We start from the raw sequence: 18,227 nt of genomic DNA, 5'->3' as shown, positions 1-18,227 counted from the left end.
GGGAGCCCCCACGTGACCGCCACCTCCGCCGAGGCCGCCACCCGCGCCGCCCGGATCCTCGACCGCCCGGCCACCATCAACGGCCTGACCGTGCCCAACCGCATCGCCATGGCCCCGATGACCCGGATGTTCTCCCCGGGCGGCGTCCCCGGCGACGACGTGGCCGCGTACTACTCCCGGCGCGCCGCCGCCGGAGTCGGCCTGATCGTCACCGAGGGCACCTACGTCGGCCACGAGTCCGCCGGGCAGAGCGACCGCGTGCCCCGCTTCCACGGCGAGGAGCAGCTCGCCGGGTGGGCGAAGGTCGCCGCGGCGGTGCACGCGGCGGGCGGCACGATCGTGCCGCAGCTCTGGCACATCGGCATGGTCCGCAGGCAGGGCGAGCCGCCCTTCGCCGACGCCCCCGCCGTCGGCCCCTCCGGCCTGCGCATCGGCGCGGACGAGGCCACCGGCAGGGCGATGACCCGGCGCGACCTGGACGACGTCGTCGGCGCCTTCGCCGAGGCCGCCGCCGCAGCCGAGCGCATCGGCTTCGACGGCGTGGAGATCCACGGCGCCCACGGCTACCTCGTCGACCAGTTCCTGTGGGCGGGCACCAACCGCCGCACCGACGCCTACGGGGGCGACCCCGTCTCCCGCACCAGGTTCGCCGCCGAGATCGTCGCCGCCGTACGGGAGAGGGTCTCGGCCGGCTTCCCCGTGATCTTCCGGTACTCGCAGTGGAAGCAGGAGGCCTACGACGCCCGCCTCGCCGGGACGCCGGAGGAACTGGAGGCCGTCCTCACCCCGCTCGCCTCGGCCGGCGTCGACGCCTTCCACGCCTCCACGCGCCGCTACTGGCGCCCGGAGTTCGACGGCTCGGACCTCAACCTCGCCGGCTGGACCAGGAAGCTGACCGGCAGGACCGCCATCACGGTCGGTTCGGTCGGTCTCGACGGCGACTTCACCAAGTCCTTCCTGGGCAAGGGCTCGCCGGTCGGCAGCCTCGACAACCTCCTCGACCGCATGGAGCGCGACGAGTTCGACCTCGTGGCCGTCGGCCGCGCGCTGCTCCAGGACCCCGAGTGGGCCGCGAAGGTCCTCTCCGGCCGCTTCGACGCCCTCGCCCCGTACGAGGCCGCGTCGATGAAGACCCTCAGCTGAGCGCGGCGCGCACCACGGCGTAGGGTCCGGAGATCACCAACTGGCGTACAGCCTGCGGTAAACCAGTGAGGAGTGAGCGATGAGCGCGACCGACCCCGTGGTGCGCACCGTCTCCGGTGCGGTGCGCGGACGGACCGCGGACGGCCTGGCCGTCTTCCGGGGCATCCCGTTCGCCGAAGCCCCCGTGGGCGAGGCCCGGTTCGCCGCCCCGCGTCCCGCCCGGCCCTGGGAGGGCGTACGCGACGCGTACGCCTTCGGGCCGCCGCCCCCGCAGGACACGGGCCTCGCGGGCCCGGCCGGCGCCCTCCCCGAGGGGGACGACTGGCTGACGGTCAACGTCTGGACCCCCGCCCCGGACCCGGCCGCCCGCCGCCCGGTCATGGTCTGGATCTACGGCGGCGCCTACAAACTCGGCCACTCCGGCAGCCCCGGCTACGACGCCCGCCGCATCGCCGCCGACGGCGACCTCGTCGTCGTCACCCTCAACTACCGGCTCGGCATGGAGGGTTTCGCCCACATCGAGGGCGCCCCCGCCAACCGGGGCCTGCTCGACCAGGTGGCCGCGCTGGAGTGGGTGCGGGACAACATCGCGGCGTTCGGCGGCGACCCGGACCAGGTGACCGTCTTCGGCGAGTCGGCGGGCGCCGGGTCCGTCGCCTCCCTGATGGCCATGCCCCGCGCGGCCGGCCTCTTCCGGCGGGCCATCGCGCAGAGCGTGCCGGGCACCTTCTTCTCCGACGCGCTCGCCCGGGACATCGGCGCCGCCCTCGCCGACGAGATCGGCCTGCGGCCCACGGTCGCCGACCTCTGCGCCGTCGCCCCGGACCAACTGGTCGAGGCCGGCCAGGCGCTGGCACCGAAGATGCCCCGGAACGTGGCCCGGTGGGGCCAGGCCGCGCCCACGGTCACCCCGTTCTCCCCGGTCGTCGACGGCGACGTCCTGCCGGTCACCCCGTGGCAGGCGCTGGTCTCCGGCTCCTCCCGGGACGTCGACCTGGTCGTCGGCCACAACCGGGACGAGAACCGCCTGTTCACCGCCATGGCGGGCAAGCTCGGCCGGATCAGCGGAGAGCGCGCGAGCGCGGCGCTCGGCCTGTACGCGCCGGGCGGCGAGGCGGCCTACCGCGCGGCGTTCCCCGACGCGTCCGCGAACGACCTGTACGAACGCGTCCAGACCGACTGGCTGTTCGCCATGCCGTCACTGCGGCTGGCCGAGGCCCACCTCGCGGGCGGCGGCCGGTCCCACGTCTACGAGCTGACCTGGCCGGCCCCCGCCGACGGCGGCGCCCTCGGCGCGTGCCACGCCCTGGACGTCCCCCTGCTCTTCGGCACCTTCCAGGCGGACCTGGGCCTGCTGCTCTTCGCCGGTGCGGAACCGTCCGCCGAGGCGCTGGCCCTGTCCGCCCGTATCCGGGCCTCGTGGACGGCGTTCGCCCGCACGTCGGACCCCGGCTGGCCGGCGTACGACACGCAACGGCGGCTGGTCCAGGTCCTGGACGCGGAGCCGGTCGTCGCGCCGGACCCGCAGGAGGCGTCGCGGCGGCTGTGGGAGGGGTACGAGTTCGGGGCGCTGCCTCTGCTGAAGCCGGGGGAGTGAGAGCCGGCCTCACGGCACGGCCGGTTTCCAGGTGACCGTGGGGGCCGCCCGCTTCTCGGCCAGTGTCGTGCCTCCGCGAGCCGCGTCAAGGGCGCTTCGCGTCGGCTTCGCCGATCGGCCTGCGGCCGACCCTTGACCCGGCTCGCTCCAGCACGAGGGAGAAGCGAGCGGGCGGCCCGGGGAAAGTGGTGGCTCGGGTACGCCGGTCCCTTACGCCGGCTGTGTGACGACCCGGGGTTGCGGGGCGCGTTCGCCCCTCACCTGCACGCCTCGCCGTCTCGGCGGCTTGTGGCGGGTGGGTGGTTCGGAGTGCGCTGGGCGAGTGGCGGCACGCGGGGCGGGTTCAGCGGCGATCGGGGGGTGGTGGTGCGGGCGCGCCGGCTCCGGTGACGGCACGCCTCGCCGTCTCGGCGGCTTGCGGTGAGTGGGTGGTTCGGAGTGCGCTGGGCGAGTGGCGGCACGCGGGGCGGGTTCAGCGGCGATCGGGGGGTGGTGGTGCGGGCGCGCCGGCTCCGGTGACGGCACGCCCCGCCGTCTCGGCGGCTTGGGGTGAGTGGGTGGGGGCGGGGGTGGTCTCGAAAAGCGAGGACACTTCGGGCCGAAGTGTCCTCGCTTTTGGGGAGGGCCCCCTCGCGCGGCCGGGCGTAGGGCGGTGCTCGCGGGTGTGAGGGGAGCGTGCGTCCCACCCATCGCCCACACGTAACCCGCTCATCCTGCGTGAACGCGTGTTGACCGGCGTGCCCGGGCCACCCCTTTTCCCGGGCCGCTCGCTCGCTTCACTGGCCAGGAAGCGAGTGGCTCCCCCGGTCACCTGTAGGCCGGGGACGCCTTGAGATCGTCGACGAAGACAGTCCAGGCGTCGGCTCGGAACAGGAGTTCCGGGCCGTGCGGATTCTTGCTGTCGCGGACGGGGATGGCGGTGGTGCCGTCGGGGGCGACTTCGAGGCAGTCGCCGCCGCTGCCGCCGCTGTAGCTGGACTTGTACCAAGTCGCCTCAGGAATGCTCCTCATGGGCGTAATCCTGCGCCACGGCCTCGATCAGGGCCAGGGACTTCTGTGGAGAGAGGGCGTTGGCGCTCAGGAGTTCGTAGGTGTGCCGCTGGTACCTGACGGTGGCGGGGTCGTCCTCCAGCCGACCGGTGCCCACACCCTCGAAGTAGATGAGCGGAGGGGCTTCCTTGAAGTCCATCAACTTGATGGAACCCTCCATCGACGCGTGAGCGCCGGCATTGAACGGCAGAACCTGCACGATGGCCCGGTTCCGTCGAACGACGTTGATGATGTGACGCAGGGCCTCCGCCATCACCTTGTGCCCGCCTGTCACACGTCGCAACGCCGCCTCATCGATTACCACCCACAACAAGGGTTCTGTTGGATCGTCGAGGATGTGAGCCCGCTCCAAACGAGCCGCCACCAGCTCATCGATCTTCTCTTCCGACCCCGTCGGCCGGTACGCGCGGAACACAGCCCGCGCGTACGCGGGAGTCTGGAGCAGGCCTGGGATCAGCAGCGGGGCATACTGCCTGATCGCCGTGGCCTGCGCTTCCGCCTCCGCCGCCTCGGCGAAGTGCTCCGGGTACTTCGACCTCGCCGAGGCCGCGCAGTTCCGCTGGAAGAAGTCCTCCGTCCCGAGGACGTCGTCCAGCATGCGCGCGTACTCCGGCTGCATCCTGCGCGTACCGGCTTCCAACTGTCCGATGAACGAGCCGCTGACGAACAGGCGCCCGCCCAGTTCCTCCTGGCTCAGCCCGGCCTTCTCGCGGGCGTGGCGCAGCTCCGCGCCGAGGAGGGCGCGGGGGGACGATGAAGGGTCGAGGTCTTTCGGTCCAGGCATGGCGACGGAACTCCCGGTCGTACAGCAAGGGTTGTTGGGGTGTCCTGTATGGCCAGGTTAGAGGCGGGGTGGACACGCTGGGTGCTGAAATGGAAACTCAGCGTGGAGGTGAGGAAGGGTGCGGTCGACCGAAGAAGTCGTCGAGTCCTTGCGTCGGGCCCTCGTGGAGGCCGGCATCGTGCTGCCGTCCCTGTGTGTCGATCCGGTCACCGGTGCGAGCGACGAGCCGTTCGCGTTGGTGGAGCTGGGCCGGTGCAACGTCCGCGTCGCCGAGCGGCTGGCGTCGGTGGTGCGGGGGGAGCGGCCGGTGGTCGGCACGCACGCCGTGGACGCGCGGGACGGAAGGGTGGGGGAGGTCATGGGGCACGCCGACGGCTGCGTGCGGCTACGGCCGGTCGGTGGAGGCCGGGAGTGGGACTGCCCGGCCGCGTCGGTGGCGGTCGCGCCTCCGGAGGAGCTGATGCGGGCCCGGCTGCGCAGGACCAACCACGAGAGCGTGCGGGGTTAGCCGGGCGCGACGGCGCGGTCAGCGGCGGCGGCCGTCACCACCCGGTCCCACCCGGCCGGGGCGGCCGGGCGGAGGGGTCACAGGCCGCCCATCGGTTCGACGTCCACCCGCACCGGCGTCCCCCACACCCGCAGCACCTCGTAGTCCGTGAACTCGTGGACGAGCCGGTACGCCACGGCCGCGCGCGGGCCGCGCAGCTGGGCGGCGATGTACAGCTCGGCCTCGCGGCGGTCGCGGCGCGGGGTGCCGCACAGCTGCCACGCCTGCCCGTTCCACAGCTCGGGCAGCCAGCGCTGCTGGGGCTGCGGCCGGTCGCCGCGCATCCCGTACCGGGACTGGACCGGCTCGGCGGGCCGGGTGGGCAGCGGGCCGCCGTTGTACTCGGCGCGGCGGGCGGCGCGGCGCCGCGTCTCGCACAGCAGGCACAGGTCGGGGGCCGCCTTGTCGACCGGGCCGTTCGGATGCTCGGGGCAGCGGGTGCTGGGGGCGCTCGTCGCGACGCTCTCCTCCAGCTGGTCCAGCGCGCGTTTCAGGTCGGCGCGGACCTCGTGCAGCTTGGCGTCCGGCGTGTCGGCGGTCAGGGCCTCGCCGTGCTCACCGAGGAGACGCAGGGCGCGGCCCAGGGCGGTCAGCTGGGCGTGGTTCATGTTCCCCAGAGTCGCACACGGCGCGGACGGTGCCCGCGCCCAGACCGAAGAAGTACGTCGCCGCGAAGCCGGTCACGTACCCGGTGAGCAGCCCGCCGCCGTACACCCCCGCCGTCACCGCCCATCCGCCGCCGCCCGCCAGGAGCGGGAACAGCGCCCAGCCGGACGGGCCGATCGCCGTCGCCCCCACGTCGGTGCCGAGCATCGCGAACAGGCCGGCGAAGGCGCCGCCAGCCGCCCCGCCCACGCAGGCGGTGACGAAGGGGCGGCCGAGGGGCAGGGAGACGCCGTAGATCAGGGGCTCGCCGACGCCGAGCAGGCCGGCGGGGAGCGCCGATCTGATCGTCGCGCGCAGGGACGTGTCGTGGCGCAGCCGCACGTAGACCGCCGCCGCCGCGCCGACCTGCCCGGCTCCCGCCATGGCCAGGACCGGGAGCAGGACGGTGTGGCCCTGCTGTTCGATGAGCGTGGTGTGGAGGGGGATGAGGGCCTGGTGGAGGCCCAGCATCACCAGCGGGAGGAAGAGACCGCCGAGGACGAGCCCGGCCAGGACCCCGGTGCTCGACAGGAGCCGGTCCGCGGCCGTGCCGACGGCCGTGGCGACCTCGCCGGCCGCGTACATGAGGACGTACAGCGTGACCAGGCCGGAGACCAGGACCGTCAGGGTCGGCGTGAGCAGGACGTCCAGGGTGCCGGGGAGGCGGGCGCGGCAGCGTTTCTCGATCCAGGTGCCCAGCAGGGCCGCCGCCAGGGCGCCGAGGACACCGCCCTGGCCGGGGGTGAGCGTGGCGCCGAACGCCGGCACCTCCGCGACGCCCGGGTAGACGACGACGGCGGCGACCGCGCCGCCCAGCACGGGTGTGCCGCCGAACTCCTTCGCCGTGTTGTGGCCGACGAACACCGCGATCAGCGCCATGAAGGCGGAGGAGACGGCGGTCAGGGCGGGGGTGATGCCGGGGAGCAGTCCCAGGTTCGTCAGCAGGCCGCCGACGCCCGCGACGATCCCGCAGCCGATCAGGGCGGGGACGAGGGGGACGAAGATGTCGGCGACGCGGCGCAGGGCCGTCTTCAGGGGGGTCGCGTTGCGCCGCTTCTGCCGCGCCCTCAGTTCGGCGCCCCGGCGGGCGAGGGCGTCCGCGGTGCCGTCGGGGGCGCCTGCGGGGGCGCCTGCGGGGTCGGTGGGCTCGCCTGCGAGGTCGGTGGGGGTGTTCGCGGTGGTGGCGGAGGTGGGTGTGGTGCCGGTGGGGGTGTTCGCGGTGCCGGTGGGGGTGTTCGCGGGTGGGTTCGCCGGGGCGTCGTCGCCGTCGGCCGCCAGCAGCGTCTCGAAGGCCTCGGTCACCCGTCCGACCACCCCCGGGCCCAGCACCACCTGGTACGAGTCGCCGTCCTCCACCACCCCGAGGACGCCGGGCAGCGCGCGCAGCGCCTCGCCCTCCACCCGGGACCGGTCGGCCAGGCCCAGGCGGAGGCGGGTCATGCAGTGGGCGACGGAGACGACGTTGGCGGGGCCGCCGACCAGGGGGAGCAGCGCGGCGGCCGTGGCATGGGGGTCCTTGTGCACCCCCCGAGCGTGCGGTCAGCCCCGCGCCGCCGCCAGCGCGGCACGCAGGTGGCCGCCGGAGTCCTCCAGAAGGCGGGCGGCCGTCGGGCCGTCCACATCGGCCAGCAGGACCAGGATCGCGTGCTTGACCTCGCCGTCGGTGGCGGTCAGCGCCCGCTCGATCGCGTCGTCGGCGGCGCCGGTGGCCAGCGCGACGATACGGCGCGAACGGGCGCGCAGCTTCTCGTTGGAGGCGCGGACGTCCACCATCAGGTTCCCGTACGTCTTGCCGAGGCGGATCATCGTGATCGTCGACAGCATGTTCAGGACCAGCTTCTGCGCCGTACCGGCCTTCAGCCGGGTGGAGCCGGTGATCAGCTCGGGCCCGGTGACGACCTCGATGCCGTGCTCGGCCGCGGCGGCCAGGGCGCTGCCCGCGTTGCAGGCCAGGCCGACGGTGAGGGCCCCGAGGGCGCGGGCGTGCCGCACGGCGCCGATCGCGTACGGGGTGCGGCCGGACGCGGAGACGCCGACCACCGCGTCGTCGGCGGTGAGGCCGAGGGCGGTCAGGTCGGCGCGGGCCAGCTCGGCCGAGTCCTCGGCGCCCTCGACCGAGGTGACCAGTGCGTCCGGGCCGCCGGCGATGAGGCCGACGACCTGTCCGGGGGCGGTGTTGAAGGTGGGCGGGCACTCCGAGGCGTCCAGCACGCCGAGCCGGCCGGCCGTACCGGCGCCCGCGTAGACCAGCCGTCCGCCGCGCGCCATCCGGGCGGCCACGGCGTTGATCGCGGCGGCGATCTCGGGCAGCCGCTCGGCGACGGCGGCGGGCACGGCGGTGTCCTCGCCGTTCATCACCCGGGCGATGTCGAGGGTGGGCATCCGGTCGATCCCGGCCAGCTCGGGCCGGAACGCTTCGGTGGTCAGCTTCTCCAGCTGGGAACGGAGGTCGGGGTGGCGGGGGGTCGAGGTCATGAGGGGCGGCTCTTCTCCAACTCGGTGCCTGTTCTTACCCGGGGGCGCGGGACGTGTCGACACACGGCTGAGCCGTGTGGGCGCGATCGGCCACCCACGGTCCGCGGTCGCCGGCGGATGCCGGTGGATGCCGGTGGAGGCCGACGGCCCTTACGGTCTCCCGCGATGCCCGTGCCGGTGGGCCAACGCCTCGTACGAGGCGGCCAGCGCCGGCGCGGCCGACTCGTACGTCCGCTGCGCCACCCCCACGAACAGGCAGTCCACGACCAGCAGCTGACTGGTCCGGGACGACATCGCCGCCGGCCGCAGCTCGCTCTCCCGCGAGGTGGACGTGGTCAGCACGTGGTCGGCGTACTGCGTGACGGGGCTGTCGGGACGGCCGGTGACTGCGACGGTCGTCGCGCCGCGTTCGAAGGCGACCCGCAGCGGCTCGATGACGTCCCCCGTCGACCCGGAGTGGGTGATCGCGAGGGCGACGTCCCCGGCGCGCAGCTGCACCGCGTTGGTGACGGCGAGGTGCGGGTCGCCGGGGGCGTGCGCCATGAGCCCTATCCGCAGGAGCTTCTGGGTGAGGTCCTGCGCGACCAGCCCGGAGGCGCCGATGCCGTACACGTCGGTGCGGCGGGCGGCGGCGAGCGCGGTGACGGCCGCGCCGAGCTGGACGGTGTCCAGTCCGGCGGCGGTGTCGGCGAGGGTCTGCTGCTCGTCGTAGGCCAGCTTGGCGACGACGTCGGCCATCGGGTCGTCGACCGCGATGTCGGTCGTGAGGGCGGGCGCGCGGCCGGACTGCTGCTGGGCGGCGAGCCCGGCGAGCGCGAGACGCAGATCGCGGTAGCCGGGGTAGCCGAGCAGCCGGGCCGTGCGGACGACGGTCGCCTCGCTGGTGCCGGTCAGCTCGGCGAGGCCGGTGACCGTGAGGGCCGCGCAGCCGGCGGGGTCGCCCGCGACGGCCTCGGCGACCCGCTGCACGGAACGGGTCATCGACGGCGCCAGCGTGCGCACCTTGGCCGCGAGGGCGCCGGGTGCGGGCGGGGTGCCGCCGGCTCCCGCGCCGCGGCGGCCGGCGGACGCGGCGCCGCCCCCGCCGCCGAAAGTTTCCTTCACTTCGTCGGTCACTCGTGAAAGATATTTTCGGTTCGGCCCGCGGGTCAAGAGTGCGCACAATGGGGGCATGGACCCCATCAGCCCCCTGGAGCAGACGCTGCACGCCGCGCGCGCCCTCGTGCTCGCCGATCTGGTGGCGGGCCAGGTCGCCGAGCCGGACGTCGTGTCCCTGGTCGAGGAGTCCGTCGTGCAGCGGCGCTGGTGGGTCGAGCAGTGGCCGCAGGGCGCGGAGTTCGTGCCGGGCCTGGTCGCCCAGGACGTGCAGGACGCCCTGCTGGAGCGGTACGGCCGCTGGCCGCTGTGCCCGGTCTGCGGCTCCGGCGACCCGCACGCGCTGGACGTCGAGCCGGAACTCGGCCCCGACCCGCACTGGGTGTGCGGCAAGGCGGGCGTGAAGGTCGCCGCGGTCGGCTCGCTGGGTGCCGCCGGCGGCACCCCCCTGGCGTGAGGACGGCCCGGTGACCGTCTACATCGATCCGCCGTCCTGGCCCGGCCACGGCCGGCTGTGGTCCCACCTCGTCAGCGACGTCTCCTACGCCGAACTGCACGCGTTCGCCGAGACCCTGGGCGTGCCGCGCCGCGCCTTCGAACGCGACCACTACGACATCCCCGCCCAGCGGTACGCGGACGCCGTGTCCGCCGGGGCGCTGGAGGTCGGCAGCCGCGAGGTGGTGCGGCTGCTGCACCGGGCGGGGCTGCGGCGGCGCAAGGGGGCCGGTCAGCCGCGCAGTTCGTAGGCGTGCTGTCCGGTGCCGGGGTCCGTTCCGGCGACCGCGACCCGGCGGAAACCGGCGCGGGCGATGACGGCCTGCGACGCGGTGTTGCCCGGTTCGGTGGTCGCGCACACGGACGTCACCTCGTCCCGGGCCAGCGCCCACGCGGACAGCGCGCGCAGGCCCTCGGTGGCGTAGCCGTGGCCGCGGGCGGCCTCGGCGAGGTCGTAGCCGATCTCCACCCGGCCGTCCTCGTCCGGCGCGCCGTGGAAGCCGATGCCGCCGACCGCGCGGCCGTCCGCGCGGCGCACGAGCGCGAACACCCCCCACTCCGGCCGGTGCACGCCCGCCCCGTACGCCTTCAGCAGCATCCCGGCGGCATCCCGGGTGCCCTGGAAGGGGCCGCCGTCGACCCAGACGAAGCCGCCGTCGCCGCCCGCGGCCAGGTCGCCGGCGGCGGCGGGCGTGACGCCCTGGAGGGTGAGGCGTGCGGCCTCGATCACCAGGTTGCTGCACCAGTGCCACCCGGTGACCGCCGGGCGTCCCGGCAGGTCGCCGCGGCCGGTGGCCCACAGCAGGGTGCGCCAGGGGTCGGCGTGGGGGCGGATGTGCGGGAAGATCCGGGCGAGAACGTCCGCGCACAGCCCGGCGGGCGGCTCGTAGGCCAGTCCGAGGCCCTGAGCGATGTCGTGCGTGTGCGCGAGCACCTCCGTGATCCCCATCGCGGCGAACCCCTCGCGGTCCGCGCTGCGGAAGGGGTACGGGTGGAAGGCGCGGACCTCGCGCGGGGTGGTGCGGAGCGTGGCGGCGAGCAGGGCGCCGGCCGTCTCGATCACCTGGAGGACGTCCTCGTTGCCGGTGTCCTCCTCCAGGGCGATCCCGGAGGGGACGCAGGCCTCGGTGGCGCGTCCGGCGAGCCGGCCCGCGTAGGCGATGAGGTCGCCCGCGACGTGCTCCGCCGTGGACCGGCAGCTCCACTCCAGCCGTCCGGCCCGCACCGCCTCCCAGTCCCGGTCGGTCGCCGTCCGCAGCAGCGCGACGGCGCCCGCGACGGCCTCCTCCACCTGGTCCCCGCCCATGCTCCGCATGCCGGGCAGGCTACGGGGCCGGGTCGCCGCCGGGCGACAGCGTCTCCAGCTCACCGGTGAGGTTGTGGCGGGCGGCGGCCTCCCAGGCGCGCCGCCCGTAGGGGGTGTGGAACAGCCGGGGCAGACCGAGGAGGTGACGCAGCACCGCGGCCCGCCCCTCGCGGAAGGCGTCGTCCGGCACGAAGTGGTACTCCTCGCGCACGGCCGCCGTGTACGCGGCGTACGCCGACGGCGGCGAGGCCAGTACCGCCAGGTCGGCGTCGCACAGCACCTGCCCGTCGCGGTCGTCGTCCGCCGGGGCGTGGGTGACGGTGAGCCGGACCAGCCGGGCCACCTCGGCGGTCCGCGCCGCCGGGACGCCCGCCTCGGGCAGGGCGCGCTCGGCCAGGCGGGCCGAGCGCTCCTCGTTCCCGGAACGGTCGGGGAGGTGGACCGCGTCGTGGAACCACGCGGCCAGCCGGACCGCGGCCGGGTCGTCGGCGTACTCCTCCAGTACGTCGACGTGGTCGAGGACCGCGGTCAGGTGCGCCGGCGTGTGGTAGCGCCGCCGGGGCTCGGACCACCGGCGCAGCAACGCGTCGGCGTACGGGGCCGGATCGGGGTGGCCGGCGCCCTCGCGGGCCGGGAGGAGGGCGTGCAGCCAGCGGGAGCGCAGGGCGTCGAGGTCGGCCATGCGCTCATTCTCCCAGCGGGCCGGGGGCACCCGCCCGGTCCATGCCGTTCACGGCCCGTTCCCGGCGCACACGGCCCGCCCCTGCCCGCCGCTCGCCCGCCCGTCCGGGCCGGTACATCGGGGACGCCGCCACCCTCGTACGGCTGTACGCGGGCCGGCCCCTCGACGGCGCGCACGGCGCGGCCGGGTACGAGCCGGCCGGGGTGGACGCGGCGGAGCTGCACCTCTTCGGCGGCTGAGCGGCGGCGCGGGCGAGCGTCCGGGGGACGAAGGGGAGCCCGGCCCGGCCGTCTGGGCGTAGTCTTGGATTGGACTAGACCTGTAGTAGGCCGACGAATGGGGTCCCATGAGCAAGCGAGCAGTCCTGGAGGTGATCGCCCTCGACGTCGAGGACGCGGTCGCCGCCCAGGCCGGAGGCGCGGATCGCCTCGAACTGGTCACCGACATGGCGGCCGACGGCCTGACCCCGTCGACCGCGACCGTCGCCGCGGTCCGCGCGGCCGTCGACATCGACGTACGGGTGATGCTGCGGCTCGCGGACGGGTTCGCCGCCGGGGACGTCGAACGGCTGGTGCGGCTCGCCGCGGAGCTGCGGGAGGCCGGGGCCGCGCAGTTCGTGCTCGGGTTCCTCGACGCGCACGGTGACGTGGACCTCGCGGTGGTGGAGCGGGTCGCCGGGGCACTGGACGGGTGCCCTTGGACCTTCCACCGCGCGATCGACCGCGCCGTTGACCGGGACGCCCTGCGCAAGCAGCTCGCGGACCTCCCCGGCCTGGACACCTACCTGACGGCCGGCGCGGCGGGCGGCGTGGACGACGGCCTGCCCGTGCTGCTCGCCGAGGCGCGACGGCGGGGGGAGCCGGGGTACGAGCAGCGGCTGCTGGTCGGCGGAGGCCTGCGGCTGGAGCACGTGCCGGGGCTCCTGGACGCCGGGATCGACGGCTTCCACATCGGCGGCGCGGCGAGGCCCTCCGGGTGGGGCGGCCCGGTGTCGGCGGAGTCCGTGGCGGAGTGGCGCCGGGTGCTGGACGCGTAAGCCGGGTGCTGCACGCGTAACACGCGCCGGTCGTCCGTGGGCCGTCGTCCGCGTACCGGCCGTCCGCGCGCCGTGGGGCCGGGTGCCGGTCGTGCCGGGGGCCGGCTGCCCGTGTGCCGGTGCTGGTCGTCCGCGTACCGGTCGCTCTGCGCGTCGGTCGTCCGCGCGCCGGTTGTCCGTGTGCCGGTCGTCCGTGGGCCGGCCGCTCTGCGTACCGGCTGCCCGTGCGTCGGTCGTCCGCGCGCGTCGTCGTCCGCGTTCCGGCCGTCCGCGCGTCGTGGGGCCGGGTGCCGGTCGTGCCGGGGGCCGGGGTGCTGTGGGGTGCCGGTTCCGGCGGGGTTACGCCGTCAGCTGCGGAGGCAGCCCCGTGCCGTGCGTCACGACCAGTCCCGACACCGCGCGGGTCAGCGCCACGTACAGCCGCCGCAGCCCCGTCCGCTCGTCCGGCTCGCCGTCGACCACGGCCCGCGGCTCGTCCAGGACCACGTAGTCGTACTCCAGGCCCTTGGCCAGCGAGGCCGGGACCAGGGTCAGGCGGGTGGTCCGCGTGGTCTCCTCGCCGGGGCCGACGTAGCCGATCCCCGCCGTCCCGAGGGCCGCCGCCAGCTCCGCCACCCGCGCGTCGGCGGCGATCAGACCGACCGAGCCCTCGCGCTCCAGCAGCTCGCGGCAGGCCGCCACCACGTCCGCCGTACCGCCCGGGGCCGTACGGACCTCGAAGAGGCCCGGGTTCTCGCGGATCGACGCCACCGGCGTCAGCCCCGGCGCGATGTGCGGCAGCAGCCGGGAGGCGTACGCGATGACGTCCGTCGGCACACGGAAACCGGCCGTCAGCTCCTCCACCACGGCCTCCTCCTTGCCCAGGTGGGCCAGCGCCTCGGCCCAGCTGCGGGTCGCCCACGGCGTGGTGCCCTGCGCCAGGTCGCCGAGGACGGTCGCCGAGCCGGTGGTGCAGCGCCGGCCCACCGCGCGGTACTGCATGGGGGACAGGTCCTGCGCCTCGTCCAGGACCACGTGCCCGAGGGAGTGGGTGCGCTCGACCAGGTCGGTGGTCTCGTCGATCAGCACGGCGTCGGCGGGCGACCACGGCGCCGATCTCACCGAGCGGGCCGGTTTCACCCACAGCACCGCCTTCCGCTCCTCCTCGGTCAGGACGCCCTCGGCGTGCTCGGCGAGGAAGTCCGCGTCCGACAGGAGGCGCAGGACGAGCTTGGCGGGCTCGACCTGCGGCCAGACGGCCTTCACCGCCGCCTTCACCGCGGCGTTGCGGGCCACCGCGTTCTGCACCCGGTCGTCCGGCGCTTCGCCCGCCCGCTCCATCTGCACCAGCACGGCGTGCGCGATCCGCTGGGGAAGGGCCTCGCGGGCGGCACCGTAGCGGATGTCGCGGGCCAGCAGCTCGCGGACGATCTCCTCCAGCTCGTACGCCGCCACCCGCCAGCGCCGCGAGCCGCGCACCACGACGACCCCCTCGGTGGGCGGGGTGACGTGCGAGTAGAGGGCCCTGCGCAGCACCTCCGCCATCCGCGCGTCGCCCTTGACCACCGCCGTCGCCGCCTCGTCCGCACCGCGCACCTCGACGTGGGCCACCAGGTCGTCGACGGTTGCCTGGCGGACCGTCAGCTCGCCGAGGGCGGGGAGGACCTGCTCGATGTAGTGCAGGAAGGACCGGTTCGGCCCGATGACGAGGGTGCCCGTGCGGGCGAGGCGCTCGCGGTGCGCGTAGAGGAGGTAGGCCACCCGGTGCAGGCCGACGGCGGTCTTCCCGGTGCCGGGGCCGCCCTGCACACAGACCGAACCGGCCAGCCCGGCGCGCACGATCTCGTCCTGTTCGGGCTGGATGGTCGCCACGATGTCGCGCATCGGACCGACACGCGGCCGCTCGATCTCCTGCTGGAGCAGCTTGCTGGTGACCGCCTCCTCGGCCGGGTCGGACAGGTGCTCGTCCTCGTACGCCGTCAGGTCCCCGCCGGTGTAGCCGAAGCGGCGGCGCAGTGCGACGTCCATCGGGTCCTTCTTCGACGCCCGGTAGAACGGCTGCGACACCGGTGCCCGCCAGTCGATCACCATCGGGTCGCCGTCCGCGTCGTGCACGTGCCGCCGCCCGACGTAGAAGCGCTCCCCCTCCCCGCCCTCGGCCCGCTCCGCACCCGGAGCGTGCAGGTAGTCGAGCCGCCCGAAGAACAGCGGGGTCCCGCTGAGGTCGGCGAGCGCCTTGACGCGCTCCGCGATCTGGTTCTCCAGGACCGCGGCGTTGACCCAGTTCGCGGTGACGTCGGTGATGTCGAGGGACTCGACGTCCTCCCGCATGGCGCGCAGGGCGGAACGGGACGCGGCGAGGTGCGCGCGCTCGCGCGCGAGGGGGTCGTCGTGGACGGGCGTGGACAAGGGGGTGCCTCCGGGGGCCGCTGGGTGGTGGGCGCGGGTTCGCGCGGTGGCCGACCGGTTTCCGTCCGGAAGGCGGCACTCCGTGAGGAGGCGGGCAGGAGCGGAGAGTGTAGGGGAGCGGGGTCCGCAGGTGCCAACGGATATTCCGGTCCGTGCCCCGCGATCCTTGCCGGTCCGTGCCCCGCGACCCTTAGGGGACGGGGCCCTCTGGCCTGAGGGTCGGGGTCCGTCCGGAGGTGGACCGGGCGGGGGGAAAGGTCGGGCCCGAGGACCGATGCCGGACGGGGGCCCGCGGTCGCACCATGGAGACATGAGCGCAGCAACCATCTCCCCCGCCCCGGCACCGGGCCGCGCGTCCGGTGCCACGCCCGTGGCCGGCAGCCACCGGCACCGGCTCGGTGACGCCCTGCGCGCCGTCAGGGTGTTCGCGGGCGCCGCCTTCGACGTGGTCGTGCTCGGCGAGTACGGCGAGGAGGCCGGCGTCCGACGCAGGTGAGCGCCCCGGAGCCGGCCCCGGTGTCAGCTCTCGGTCAGCAGCTCGTCCGCGTCCATGATCCGGTACGCGTAGCCCTGTTCCGCCAGGAAGCGCTGGCGGTGGGCGGCGAAGTCCTGGTCGAGCGTGTCGCGCGCGACCACCGAGTAGAAGTGCGCCTGGTGGCCGTCCGACTTCGGGCGCAGCACCCGGCCGAGACGCTGGGCTTCCTCCTGCCGGGACCCGAAGGTGCCCGACACCTGGATCGCGACGGTGGCCTCCGGCAGGTCGATGGAGAAGTTCGCGACCTTCGACACCACGAGGACGCTGATCTCGCCCTGGCGGAAGGACTCGAAGAGCTTCTCCCGCTGGGCGTTGGACGTCTCGCCCTTGATGACCGGCGCCCCCAGGTGCTCGCCCAGCTCGTCGAGCTGGTCGATGTACTGGCCGATGACGAGGATCTGCTGCCCGGCGAAGCGCCGGACGATGGCCTCCGTCACCTTCCGCTTGGTCGCGGTCGTCGCGCAGAAGCGGTACTTCTCCTCCGCCTCGGCGGTGGCGTACGCGAGCCGCTCGGAGTCGGTGAGGTTGACCCGGACCTCCACGCAGTCGGCGGGCGCGATGTAGCCCTGCGCCTCGATCTCCTTCCACGGGGCGTCGAAACGCTTCGGGCCGATGAGGGAGAACACGTCCGACTCGCGGCCGTCCTCGCGCACGAGCGTCGCGGTCAGGCCGAGCCGCCGCCGCGCCTGGAGGTCGGCGGTGAACTTGAAGACCGGCGCCGGCAGCAGGTGCACCTCGTCGTAGACGATCAGCCCCCAGTCCCGGGAGTCGAACAGCTCCAGGTGCGGGTAGACGCCCTTGCGGCGGGTGGTCAGCACCTGGTACGTGGCGATGGTGACGGGCCGGATCTCCTTCCGCGTCCCGCTGTACTCGCCGATCTCGTCCTCGGTGAGACTGGTGCGCTTCACCAGCTCGTGCTTCCACTGCCGTGCGGAGACGGTGTTGGTGACCAGGATCAGGGTCGTCGACTTGGCCTGCGCCATCGAACCCGCCCCGACCAGCGTCTTGCCCGCACCGCAGGGCAGCACGACGACACCGCTGCCGCCGTGCCAGAAGTTCTCCACCGCCTGCTTCTGGTACGGGCGCAGCGCCCAGCCGTCCTCGGCCAGCTCGATCGGGTGCGCCTCGCCGTCGACGTACCCGGCGAGGTCCTCGGCGGGCCAGCCCAGCTTCAGCAGCGTCTGCTTGATCTGCCCGCGCTCGGAGGGGTGCACGGCCACCGTGTCGGCGTCGATGCGGTGGCCGACCAGCGGCGCGATCCGCTTCGACTTCAGCACCTCCTCCAGCACCGGCCGGTCCGTGGTCGTCAGGACCAGCCCGTGCGCCGGGTGCTTGGAGAGGGTGAGGCGGCCGTAGCGGTCCATCGTCTCGGCGATGTCGACGAGCAGCGCGTGCGGCACCGGGTAGCGGCTGTACTCGACGAGCGCGTCCACGACCTGCTCGGCGTCGTGACCCGCCGCCCGCGCGTTCCACAGGCCCAGCGGGGTCACCCGGTAGGTGTGGATGTGCTCCGGCGCCCGCTCCAGTTCGGCGAACGGCGCGATGGCCCGACGGCAGTCGCCGGCCTGCTCGTGGTCGACTTCGAGGAGCAGGGTCTTGTCGGACTGGACGATCAGCGGACCATTCACGGGCGGCACCCTTTCGCGTGCGTGCGGCCGACGACGGCTCGGCCAAACGTCCAGTGTGCCTGATCGCGGAGCGGGGCTAGCGGAGAGTCAGGTTGTTGATCAGCGGTCCCTCGATGGTGACCCCCTCCGTGACCAGGGGCTCGATGCCGGTGACGGGGAGGGGCAGCGGCAGTGCGGCGGCCTCGGGGGCGAGCGCGCCGAACAGCGCCGCGGCGGTGATCAGGGCGGCGACGGAGACGGCGACGGCGGCACGGGCGGCGGAACGGGAGGGATCGACGGGCTTGGCGCGCATGGGGGCCTTTCGGGGAGAAGGGGGAGCACGGAGGAAACGGGAGGGGACGCGGGTCGGGCTGCTGTGAGGGGGTCCCGGGCGAACCGTGAAGTGATCCGGAACGGACCGGGAGGAGACCCCGGGCGGGCTGGGAAGTGATCCCGGGTGGGCTGGGAGGTGATCCCGGGCGGGCTGGGAATCCCGGGTGGGCTGGGAATCCCGGGCGGCTGGGAGGTGATCCCGGGCGGCCCGGGGGAGGCTCCGGGCGGGCCGGGGAGGCCCCCGGCGGGCCGGGCCCTGGGGGCTGGGGCCCGGCCCGCGGGTGGGGACGCGGGACGGTCGGATCAGAGGGTGAGGCCTCCACCGAGGTCGATGCCGATGGCCGCGGCCTCGGCGGCGAACGCCGCCAGCAGAGCGGCGGTGGAGGTCAGGACGGTGGCGACTCGACGAACGGCACGCATCAGGCTGTTCCTTTCGGTTGGGTGCAGGACACCCGGTGGCTGCCCGAGGCCCGGAAGGTCGATGCGCTTTATGAAAAAAGCTCCCTCGC

The 18,227-nt window shown here is 74.5% G+C and carries 19 protein-coding genes; 8 read left to right on the top strand and 11 right to left on the bottom strand.

Annotated features, from left to right (window positions below; translation table 11 throughout):
* The first annotated feature begins 12 nt into the window (after positions 1-12).
* Both ACVV2G_RS22565 and ACVV2G_RS22560 read left to right on the top strand, forming a co-directional pair.
* Positions 13-1,143: an NADH:flavin oxidoreductase gene (locus ACVV2G_RS22565; protein ID WP_453844559.1), complete on the top strand. Its 1,131-nt coding sequence runs from the start codon at positions 13-15 to the stop codon at positions 1,141-1,143.
* A 79-nt stretch (positions 1,144-1,222) separates the two neighbouring features.
* Positions 1,223-2,740: a carboxylesterase/lipase family protein gene (locus ACVV2G_RS22560; RefSeq protein WP_453844558.1), complete on the top strand. Its 1,518-nt coding sequence runs from the start codon at positions 1,223-1,225 to the stop codon at positions 2,738-2,740.
* Between the two features lie 807 nt (positions 2,741-3,547).
* Here the strand turns inward: ACVV2G_RS22560 and ACVV2G_RS22555 are convergent.
* Together ACVV2G_RS22555 and ACVV2G_RS22550 are read right to left on the bottom strand one after the other, a co-directional pair.
* Complete coding sequence (locus tag ACVV2G_RS22555) at positions 3,548-3,751, bottom strand: DUF397 domain-containing protein (protein WP_453844557.1); 204 nt, start codon at positions 3,749-3,751, stop codon at positions 3,548-3,550.
* Positions 3,735-4,574: a helix-turn-helix domain-containing protein gene (locus ACVV2G_RS22550; protein WP_453844556.1), complete on the bottom strand. Its 840-nt coding sequence runs from the start codon at positions 4,572-4,574 to the stop codon at positions 3,735-3,737. The genes ACVV2G_RS22555 and ACVV2G_RS22550 overlap by 17 nt, the downstream gene beginning before the upstream one ends.
* 118 nt (positions 4,575-4,692) lie before the next feature.
* Between ACVV2G_RS22550 and ACVV2G_RS22545 the strand changes: the two genes are divergently transcribed.
* Positions 4,693-5,082 carry a hypothetical protein gene (locus ACVV2G_RS22545; RefSeq protein ID WP_453844555.1) on the top strand — a complete coding sequence of 130 codons (390 nt, stop codon included), beginning with the start codon at positions 4,693-4,695 and terminating at the stop codon, positions 5,080-5,082.
* Positions 5,083-5,159: 77 nt separating this feature from the next.
* Here ACVV2G_RS22545 and ACVV2G_RS22540 read toward each other — a convergent pair whose 3' ends face one another.
* From ACVV2G_RS22540 to ACVV2G_RS22525, 4 genes are all read right to left on the bottom strand, one after another.
* Positions 5,160-5,729 (bottom strand): hypothetical protein, encoded by a 570-nt coding sequence (locus ACVV2G_RS22540; RefSeq protein WP_453844554.1) that lies wholly within the window; start codon positions 5,727-5,729, stop codon positions 5,160-5,162.
* Entirely contained in the window at positions 5,677-7,290 is a 1,614-nt protein-coding gene (locus ACVV2G_RS22535) for a PTS transporter subunit EIIC (protein WP_453844553.1), read from the bottom strand. The genes ACVV2G_RS22540 and ACVV2G_RS22535 overlap by 53 nt, the downstream gene beginning before the upstream one ends.
* A gap of 15 nt (positions 7,291-7,305) precedes the next feature.
* Complete coding sequence (gene murQ / locus ACVV2G_RS22530) at positions 7,306-8,241, bottom strand: N-acetylmuramic acid 6-phosphate etherase (protein WP_453844552.1); 936 nt, start codon at positions 8,239-8,241, stop codon at positions 7,306-7,308.
* A 150-nt stretch (positions 8,242-8,391) separates the two neighbouring features.
* Positions 8,392-9,357 (bottom strand): MurR/RpiR family transcriptional regulator, encoded by a 966-nt coding sequence (locus ACVV2G_RS22525; protein WP_453844551.1) that lies wholly within the window; start codon positions 9,355-9,357, stop codon positions 8,392-8,394.
* 55 nt (positions 9,358-9,412) lie between these two features.
* Between ACVV2G_RS22525 and ACVV2G_RS22520 the strand changes: the two genes are divergently transcribed.
* Together ACVV2G_RS22520 and ACVV2G_RS22515 are read left to right on the top strand one after the other, a co-directional pair.
* The gene (locus tag ACVV2G_RS22520; RefSeq protein ID WP_453844550.1) at positions 9,413-9,793 is read left to right on the top strand and encodes a hypothetical protein; all 381 of its coding nucleotides are present in this window, start codon (positions 9,413-9,415) and stop codon (positions 9,791-9,793) included.
* A 10-nt stretch (positions 9,794-9,803) separates the two neighbouring features.
* A complete protein-coding gene (locus ACVV2G_RS22515; protein ID WP_453844549.1) occupies positions 9,804-10,082 on the top strand; it encodes a DUF4031 domain-containing protein in 279 nt (92 codons plus the stop codon).
* Here ACVV2G_RS22515 and ACVV2G_RS22510 read toward each other — a convergent pair.
* Positions 10,064-11,146, bottom strand: coding sequence for a GNAT family N-acetyltransferase (locus ACVV2G_RS22510; RefSeq protein ID WP_453844548.1), 1,083 nt, complete (start codon positions 11,144-11,146; stop codon positions 10,064-10,066). The genes ACVV2G_RS22515 and ACVV2G_RS22510 overlap by 19 nt on opposite strands.
* A gap of 10 nt (positions 11,147-11,156) precedes the next feature.
* Positions 11,157-11,819 carry an HD domain-containing protein gene (locus ACVV2G_RS22505; RefSeq protein ID WP_453844547.1) on the bottom strand — a complete coding sequence of 221 codons (663 nt, stop codon included), beginning with the start codon at positions 11,817-11,819 and terminating at the stop codon, positions 11,157-11,159.
* Positions 11,820-11,860: 41 nt separating this feature from the next.
* Here ACVV2G_RS22505 and ACVV2G_RS22500 point away from each other — a divergent pair, with 41 nt between their 5' ends.
* Positions 11,861-12,058 carry a hypothetical protein gene (locus ACVV2G_RS22500; RefSeq protein WP_453844546.1) on the top strand — a complete coding sequence of 66 codons (198 nt, stop codon included), beginning with the start codon at positions 11,861-11,863 and terminating at the stop codon, positions 12,056-12,058.
* 107 nt (positions 12,059-12,165) lie between these two features.
* Positions 12,166-12,855 (top strand): copper homeostasis protein CutC, encoded by a 690-nt coding sequence (locus tag ACVV2G_RS22495; protein ID WP_453844545.1) that lies wholly within the window; start codon positions 12,166-12,168, stop codon positions 12,853-12,855.
* Between the two features lie 339 nt (positions 12,856-13,194).
* Here ACVV2G_RS22495 and ACVV2G_RS22490 read toward each other — a convergent pair whose 3' ends face one another.
* Positions 13,195-15,243: a HelD family protein gene (locus ACVV2G_RS22490; RefSeq protein WP_453844544.1), complete on the bottom strand. Its 2,049-nt coding sequence runs from the start codon at positions 15,241-15,243 to the stop codon at positions 13,195-13,197.
* A 310-nt stretch (positions 15,244-15,553) separates the two neighbouring features.
* Between ACVV2G_RS22490 and ACVV2G_RS22485 the strand changes: the two genes are divergently transcribed.
* Entirely contained in the window at positions 15,554-15,739 is a 186-nt protein-coding gene (locus ACVV2G_RS22485; RefSeq protein WP_053132991.1) for a hypothetical protein, read from the top strand.
* 23 nt (positions 15,740-15,762) lie between these two features.
* Here the strand turns inward: ACVV2G_RS22485 and ACVV2G_RS22480 are convergent, their stop codons facing one another.
* Both ACVV2G_RS22480 and ACVV2G_RS22475 read right to left on the bottom strand, forming a co-directional pair.
* A complete protein-coding gene (locus ACVV2G_RS22480) occupies positions 15,763-17,406 on the bottom strand; it encodes a DNA repair helicase XPB (RefSeq protein ID WP_453844543.1) in 1,644 nt (547 codons plus the stop codon).
* A gap of 76 nt (positions 17,407-17,482) precedes the next feature.
* Positions 17,483-17,698: a hypothetical protein gene (locus tag ACVV2G_RS22475; RefSeq protein ID WP_453844542.1), complete on the bottom strand. Its 216-nt coding sequence runs from the start codon at positions 17,696-17,698 to the stop codon at positions 17,483-17,485.
* Positions 17,699-18,227 lie beyond the last annotated feature (529 nt).

The organism is Streptomyces sp. JK94, assembly GCF_053613315.1.
This window is presented reverse-complemented; position numbering and strand designations above follow the sequence as displayed.